Source organism: Pseudomonas sp. GM25, from assembly GCF_000282255.1.
In the GTDB taxonomy this organism is placed as follows: Bacteria; Pseudomonadota; Gammaproteobacteria; order Pseudomonadales; family Pseudomonadaceae; genus Aquipseudomonas; species Aquipseudomonas aphyarum.
Genome location: NZ_AKJQ01000018.1, coordinates 1 through 6,325, shown reverse-complemented (window position 1 = coordinate 6,325; position 6,325 = coordinate 1). Strand labels below are relative to the sequence as shown.

The following is a 6,325-nucleotide window of genomic DNA, read 5'->3' as shown; positions in this document are numbered from 1 at the left end:
GGCCCCGCCGGCAGGTCAACGCGGCTGACCAGGGTCTTGCCGTCGTTGCTCTGGATTTGTACGTAGACGGTCACGGCCCAGTTCATCGCGCTCTGGATGCGCAGGCTCATCATGCCGGACTGCGACCAGTCCCAGGCACCGGTCTGCGGGGACAGACGCAAGGTCGGACGGGCCGTCGGGTTGAACGTCACCCGGCGCAGCACTTCGCCCTCGGGGGTCTGCTCGGCGTTGGCTTGCGGCAGGTCGGCGTTTTCGGTCGCGACCTTCACCACGTCGGCGGGGCGGACAAAGTTGAACAGGGTCTGCTGGCCGGCAGGTGCCGCCAGCAAGGGGCCAGCGAAAACCAGGGCAAAAATGGCAGGCAACGAACGACGAATCATGAGAACGGATTTCTCCCTAACGACCCACGAGGGCCAATGGAAAAGCGGTAGCAGAGAGATAGACAGCGCGGCGGGCAAAACTGCCCACCGATGTCTCAGGATATTTCACGACGGAAAGGAGGCAACGCATTGAGGATCGCCTTGCCGTAGCGCTGGGTGACCAGCCGCCGATCCAGCAAGGTGATGGTGCCGCGGTCTTCTTCGGTGCGCAGCAGACGGCCGCAGGCCTGGACCAGCTTCAGCGAGGCGTCCGGCACCGAGATTTCCATGAACGGATTGCCGCCCCGGGCTTCGATCCATTCCGACAGTGCGGCTTCGACCGGATCGTCCGGCACCGAGAACGGGATCTTGGCAATCACCACGTGCTCACAGTAGGCGCCGGGCAAGTCCACGCCTTCGGCAAAACTGGCGAGACCGAACAGCACGCTGGAATCACCGCCATCGACCCGCGCCTTGTGCTTGTTCAGGGTTTCCTGTTTCGACAGGTTGCCTTGAATGAACACTTGCTTGCGCCAGTCGCGGTCGAGGCCGTCGAACACGTCCTGCATCTGTTTGCGCGACGAGAACAGCACCAGACTGCCGCGAGAGCCTTCGACCAGTTCCGGCAGATCGCGGATGATCGCGGCGGTGTGGGCGGCGGCATCGCGCGGGTCGGCCTTCAGGTCCGGCACCCGCAACACACCGGCATCGGCGTGATGGAACGGGCTCGGCACCACGGCGGTGACGGCTTTTTTCGGCAGGCCGGCACGCATACGGAAGCGGTCGAACGTGCCGAGGGCGGTCAACGTCGCCGAAGTCACCAGACAGCCATAGGCCACGTTCCACAGGCTGCGACGCAGGGTTTCGGCGGCGAGGATCGGGCTGGCGTTGACCTCGATGTCGAACAGCGAACCGCTTTCGGCCAGGGTCAGCCAGCGGGCCATCGGCGGGTTGTCTTCCGGGTCTTCGGCGGTGAAGGCGGTCCACAGCTCCCAGTTGCCGGAAGCACGGGACAACAGGCTGCCGAACAGTGGATACCATTCTTCGGCCTGGTTGCTGGCGATGCCGATGTTGACCTCGCCGTCCATGCCTTCCTTGAGCAGATCCGTCAGACGGGTGAACAGGTCATTGAGGCGGGCGAAGCCTTTTTTCAGCTCGATGCCCATCTCGCGCATGTGCTCGGGAATCACCCCGCCAATGAAGCGATGACGCGGGCGCTCGCGGCCTTCGACGTCTTCGCCGGGTTTGAAGTCGGCGATCTGTTCGCAGGCGGTGAACATGAACTGCTGCTGGGTCTTGATCTCCCGCGCCAGCTCCGGCACCTGTTCGATCAGCTTGCCGAGGTCACCCGGCAGGGGGTGCTGGGCCAGCAGTTTGGTGAGGTTCTTGGCGGTGGTTTCCAGCCAGTCGGCGGTGGAGCGCAGGCGCGTGTAATGGGCGAAGTGGCCGATGGCCTTGTCCGGCAGGTGATGGCCTTCGTCGAACACATAAATGGTGTCGCGTGGATCGGGCAATACCGCCCCGCCGCCCAGCGCCAGGTCGGCCAGCACCATGTCGTGGTTGGTGACGATCACGTCGACCTTGCCCATGCCTTCGCGGGCCTTGTAGAAGGCGCACTGGCCGAAGTTCGGGCAATGACGGTTGGTGCACTGGCTGTGATCGGTGGTCAGGCGCGCCCAGTCGGCGTCTTCCAGCGCGTTGGGCCAGCTGTCGCGGTCGCCGTCCCATTTATTGCCGGCGAGCTTCTCGATCATGCTGGTGAACAGCTTCTGGCTGGCCTCATCGACCTCGATCTTGAAGCCTTCTTCTTCGAACAGCTGAGCGGTGGCGGTCTGTGCGTGGCCTTCCTGCAACAGCATGTCGAGCTTGGACAGGCACATGTAGCGGCCACGGCCCTTGGCCAGGGCGAAGCTGAAATTCAGCCCGCTGTTGCGCATCAGGTCGGGCAAATCCTTGTAGACGATCTGCTCTTGCAGGGCGACGGTGGCGGTGGCGATCACCAGGCGTTTGCCGGCCAGTTTGGCGGTCGGGATCGCCGCCAGGCTGTAGGCCACGGTCTTGCCGGTACCGGTGCCGGCTTCCACCGCGACAATCGCGGGGTCGCCACTGCGCCGGCCTTCGTCGTCGGTGTCGATATCCCCGAGGACCTTGGCGACTTCAGCGATCATCAGGCGTTGGCCGTAACGCGGCTTGAGGCTCTTGGCCTCTAGAAAACGCGAGTAGGCGCCCTGGATCGTGGTTTTGAGTTCAGTGCTGATCATTGAGTGTCGGGCGCAAAAAACGCTGGATAAATTTTCAGTGGTTCGGTTCGGCGGCTATCATACCCCGCGAATCGATCCTGCACAGACCGGAGTGACCCAATGACACCTTTTAGCCTCGTTTACCCCATCCATGTACTCGCCGCATTGGTGTGGGTCGGCGGTATGTTTTTCGCCTGGATGGTGCTGCGCCCTGCGGCGATGAAGGCACTGGACGGTCCCGGGCGCCTGACGCTCTGGGTGGAAGTGTTTCAAGGTTTTTTTCGTTGGGTATGGGGGGCGGTGATTCTGCTGCCGGTCACCGGGGTGGGCATGCTGCATCTGCAACACATCGCCTTCGATAACGCGCCGCGTTATGTGCAGGTGATGATGGGGTTGTATGTGGTAATGACCGCGCTGTTCATCCGGATTCAGGCGTTGATGCTGCCGGAACTGCGCACGGCGGTGCAGGCGAAGGACTGGCCGGCGGGTGCGGCAGTGCTGGGGCGGATTCGCAAGGTGGTGGGGTTCAATCTGCTGGTCGGGGTGGTGCTGGTGGCGGTGGCTGCTGCGCGACCGATGATTTAAGCGTGTTCGCTCCCGCGCACGGCGCGGGAGCGAACAGGTGACAGGTTACAAGCGCTGTACAGTGACAGACCCCGCCGCACCCGCAGGCCCCGGCTGCCCGTCAGCCCCCGGCTTGCCGCTCTTGCCGCCATCGGCGCGATAGACCAGGCAGCCCTTGGACTTGCCACCCGCCCCCGGCTTGCCGCCAGGACCGGCCGGGCCACCGGCACCGCCGGCGACTTCGACCTTGATCAGCTCGGCCGGAAACTCGCGCGGCACTTCAAGACGCACCAGCGCGCCCGGTGCACCCGGCTGACCATCGCTGCCGTTGCTGCCATCAAAACCGTGTCCCGCCTGACCCCAGGTGCAACCCGGCTCCTGACCGTTGGCGCCATCGAGCCCGACAAAACCCGGCGCACCGGTGCCGCCACGGGCATCGACCACCAGTTTCGGCGCATTCAACGCCTTGAATTGCAGATTCAGATTGCGCCCGGCGCGGGCGGCTTTTTCGTAGGTGCCCGGGGCGCCGCGGGCGGTGATCTGGCTGCCTTCGGCAAGTTGAGCGCGGATGACTTTCATCTCCAGCGCCTGTTCGCTCGGCACGATGGCAATGCGCGCTTCATGGCCCAGCTGCAATTCGCCGACACTCAGCTCGGTTACGTTCGAGGGAATCAGCAAAGTGCCGTAATCGGCGACCACCAGTTTCTCCAATTGCAGAGTGCTGGCGGTGTTCGGCAGACGCATCAGGGAATTGGTTTCGACGCTGACCACCTGGGCGCAGGCCAGGGGACTGATGAATGCAGCGAGCAGGCAGAGTTTACGCATGGGAAGCCTCCGGAGCGGCCGGGGCCGGGATGGTTTGCAGGTGGAAAACGCCGAACAACAGGATGCGGCCACGATCACGCCAAGGGTGCGGACGGCCCTTGAGGCTGCGGTTACACAGCAGCACTTCGAGCACGTGGATCGCCAGCAGCAGACCGCCGGCCAGATTGACCAGCAGGTGCAGCGGATGAACAAACGGCACCAGCTGATTGGCCAGCACCACGCAGCAGAACAGCAGGGTCAACAATCGCCCCAGCCCACAGAACACCTTCATACGCTCCCCCGTGTTGCGAATTATTCTTTGGGCGCACAGTAACGGCTTCTGCAGGGGATAAGCCAGAGGGGAAAATGAAAAAAACCGGACCGCCGCCGGATGGCTGCCGGTTCGACGACGTTCATCGACCGACAGCTCTAGCCTGCGGACTACAGACTCATCCTAACGATTGATGTGCAGTTCCACCCGACGGTTCTGCGCACGCCCCTCGTCCGTGTTGTTATCGGCGACCGGTTCGCTTTCGCCGCGCCCTTCACTGGTGAGTTTGTTCGGCGCCAGGCCTTGGCTCAGCAAATACTCCGCCACGCTGCTGGCGCGACGTTCCGAAAGCGCCTGGTTGTAGGCATCCGAACCCTTGCTGTCGGTGTGGCCGATGACCTTGATGCTCACCACATCGGCATTGCGCAGTTTGTCCATCAACGTATCCAGCTGGCTTTTCGCGGCCGGTTTCAGATCGGACTTGTCGAAGTCGAACAGCACGTTGCCGGCATCGTTGAGGGTGATGACTTCGGTTTGCGGGGCCGGTTCGGCGGGTTTCTCGGTGACCGGATATTGCGGCAACGGACAGCCACGGTGGTCGACCGGGGTATTGGCCGGGGTATCGGGGCAACGGTCGCGGCGATCGAACACGCCGTCGTCGTCTTCATCGCCATCCTGGGCATAGCAGATCAATCCGCCGGTGAGGATCCCCAGCGCAGCGCCACCGCCGGCCCAGCCGCCACTTTCGAGCGCGCCGAGACCGCCGCCGACCAGTCCGCCAATAAGGCTGCAGATCGGCCAGGTACGTTGATTGAGGGGAGCGGTGCCATCGCTGTGGGTGGCGCAACCGGTCAACAGGCTGCCCAGCAGCAGAACCGGCAAGACGGACCTTGTAAGAACACTCATCGTTAAAGCTCCTGTGTCACCGGCCCATACCGGTTACACAGGAGTAAAGACCCGCATCCGCGACTGCACAAGCCGCGGATGCGAGGGGGCTAGCGGTTGATTTTGATTTCGGTACGACGGTTCAGCGCACGTCCGTCCGCAGTTTTGTTGTCTGCCACCGGCTGGCTTTCACCGGCACCGGTCACCGACACGAAGCTGCTTTGCGGTACACCGCTTTCGACCAGGTACTTGACCACCGAGTGCGCGCGGCGATCCGACAGTTTCTGGTTGTAGGCATCGCTGCCGACGCTGTCGGTGTGGCCGGTCACGGTCAGTTGAGCGGTACTGGTTTCCTGTTTCAGGCGCGTGGCGACTTTATCCAGGACCAGCTTGTCGGCCGGGGTCAGCGTGGCCTTGTCGAACTGGAAGTGAACATCGCGGATGACAATGGTCTCTTCCTTGACCACTACAGCTTCTTCGACCACTGGCGCAGGGGCTGGTGGAGGGCAGCCGTCAGCATCGACCTGGACGCCTTTAGGCGTGCCCGGGCACTTGTCGCGACTGTCCGGCACACCATCGCCGTCTTCATCGCCATCACCGTGAACCCAGCAATAGGCTGCTGCCGTACCGCCGACGAGTAACGCGCCATACCCCGCCCACGCGGAGCTTTCGGTCGCACCGAGACCCGCACCGACGACACCACCGACTGCCGCACAGGTCGGCCAGTCGGTTTTCTGCAAACCTGCGCAACCAGTCAACACACTGGTTAGCAGAACCAAGGGTAATGCTGTCCGAACTATGCTCATCTAGTTTTCTCCTGAGGGATCGGCTTAGAACCGATTCAGGGAGTAAAGACCGGAGTTTTAATCTCCGCCAGCAATAGGCCATTGCTGTTTGTGCGCCTGTTCACGGGACTTCGACGAATTTGCCGCAAACCCGCAGAACAGAGATCTAGGCCTTGGCGTCCGGGCAGGCTAGTCTTGGCGCTCTGATTGAGGAGCTTCGATGAACGTCGCCATTTCTTCCCGCACGCCGCAGCAGGCATTGGCCGCCCTGCTCGACCGCTACGCCCCGGCACGTCTGCTGCTGATTGGCGCCAGCGAGTTCCCGGCGCTGGCAGCCTTTAAGGAAGCGCACCCGGACACCTGCGTCGCGCACGCCGCGCCCGGTGCGTTGCCGGCGGAACTGGCGGCCCGCCGTTT

Annotated in this window: 6 protein-coding genes and 2 pseudogenes; 2 read left to right on the top strand and 6 right to left on the bottom strand. The window is 63.0% G+C overall.

All coding sequences use genetic code 11. The features are described from left to right. Both PMI24_RS06425 and dinG read right to left on the bottom strand, forming a co-directional pair. A pseudogene (locus PMI24_RS06425) lies at positions 1-380 on the bottom strand (beta-agarase); the annotation flags it as partial. A 95-nt stretch (positions 381-475) separates the two neighbouring features. Then, positions 476-2,620, bottom strand: coding sequence for an ATP-dependent DNA helicase DinG (gene dinG / locus PMI24_RS06420; RefSeq protein WP_007952008.1), 2,145 nt, complete (start codon positions 2,618-2,620; stop codon positions 476-478). 99 nt (positions 2,621-2,719) lie between these two features. Here dinG and PMI24_RS06415 point away from each other — a divergent pair, with 99 nt between their 5' ends. Next, positions 2,720-3,184, top strand: coding sequence for a CopD family protein (locus tag PMI24_RS06415; protein WP_007952006.1), 465 nt, complete (start codon positions 2,720-2,722; stop codon positions 3,182-3,184). Between the two features lie 45 nt (positions 3,185-3,229). On the opposite strand, the gene PMI24_RS06410 is transcribed toward PMI24_RS06415, so the two are convergent. From PMI24_RS06410 to PMI24_RS06395, 4 genes are all read right to left on the bottom strand, one after another. Next, positions 3,230-3,988 (bottom strand): hypothetical protein, encoded by a 759-nt coding sequence (locus tag PMI24_RS06410; RefSeq protein WP_007952004.1) that lies wholly within the window; start codon positions 3,986-3,988, stop codon positions 3,230-3,232. Beyond that, positions 3,981-4,259 carry a DUF1145 domain-containing protein gene (locus tag PMI24_RS06405; protein ID WP_039771353.1) on the bottom strand — a complete coding sequence of 93 codons (279 nt, stop codon included), beginning with the start codon at positions 4,257-4,259 and terminating at the stop codon, positions 3,981-3,983. Before PMI24_RS06405 ends, PMI24_RS06410 begins: the two co-directional genes overlap by 8 nt. A 162-nt stretch (positions 4,260-4,421) precedes the next feature. Beyond that, on the bottom strand, positions 4,422-5,144 hold the full coding sequence (locus PMI24_RS06400) for an OmpA family protein (protein ID WP_007952001.1): 723 nt from the start codon (positions 5,142-5,144) through the stop codon (positions 4,422-4,424). Between the two features lie 89 nt (positions 5,145-5,233). Next, a complete protein-coding gene (locus tag PMI24_RS06395; protein WP_007951999.1) occupies positions 5,234-5,929 on the bottom strand; it encodes an OmpA family protein in 696 nt (231 codons plus the stop codon). Between the two features lie 199 nt (positions 5,930-6,128). Here PMI24_RS06395 and PMI24_RS06390 point away from each other — a divergent pair. Beyond that, a pseudogene (locus PMI24_RS06390) lies at positions 6,129-6,325 on the top strand (DUF6231 family protein); the annotation flags it as partial.

Excerpts from the sequence above, each read along its gene's own strand:
- dinG (WP_007952008.1), bottom strand. The coding sequence starts at position 2,620 with ATGATCAGCACTGAACTCAAAACCACGATCCAGGGCGCCTACTCGCGT.
- PMI24_RS06415 (WP_007952006.1), top strand. The coding sequence starts at position 2,720 with ATGACACCTTTTAGCCTCGTTTACCCCATCCATGTACTCGCCGCATTG.
- PMI24_RS06410 (WP_007952004.1), bottom strand. The coding sequence starts at position 3,988 with ATGCGTAAACTCTGCCTGCTCGCTGCATTCATCAGTCCCCTGGCCTGC.
- PMI24_RS06405 (WP_039771353.1), bottom strand. The coding sequence starts at position 4,259 with ATGAAGGTGTTCTGTGGGCTGGGGCGATTGTTGACCCTGCTGTTCTGC.
- PMI24_RS06400 (WP_007952001.1), bottom strand. The coding sequence starts at position 5,144 with ATGAGTGTTCTTACAAGGTCCGTCTTGCCGGTTCTGCTGCTGGGCAGC.
- PMI24_RS06395 (WP_007951999.1), bottom strand. The coding sequence starts at position 5,929 with ATGAGCATAGTTCGGACAGCATTACCCTTGGTTCTGCTAACCAGTGTG.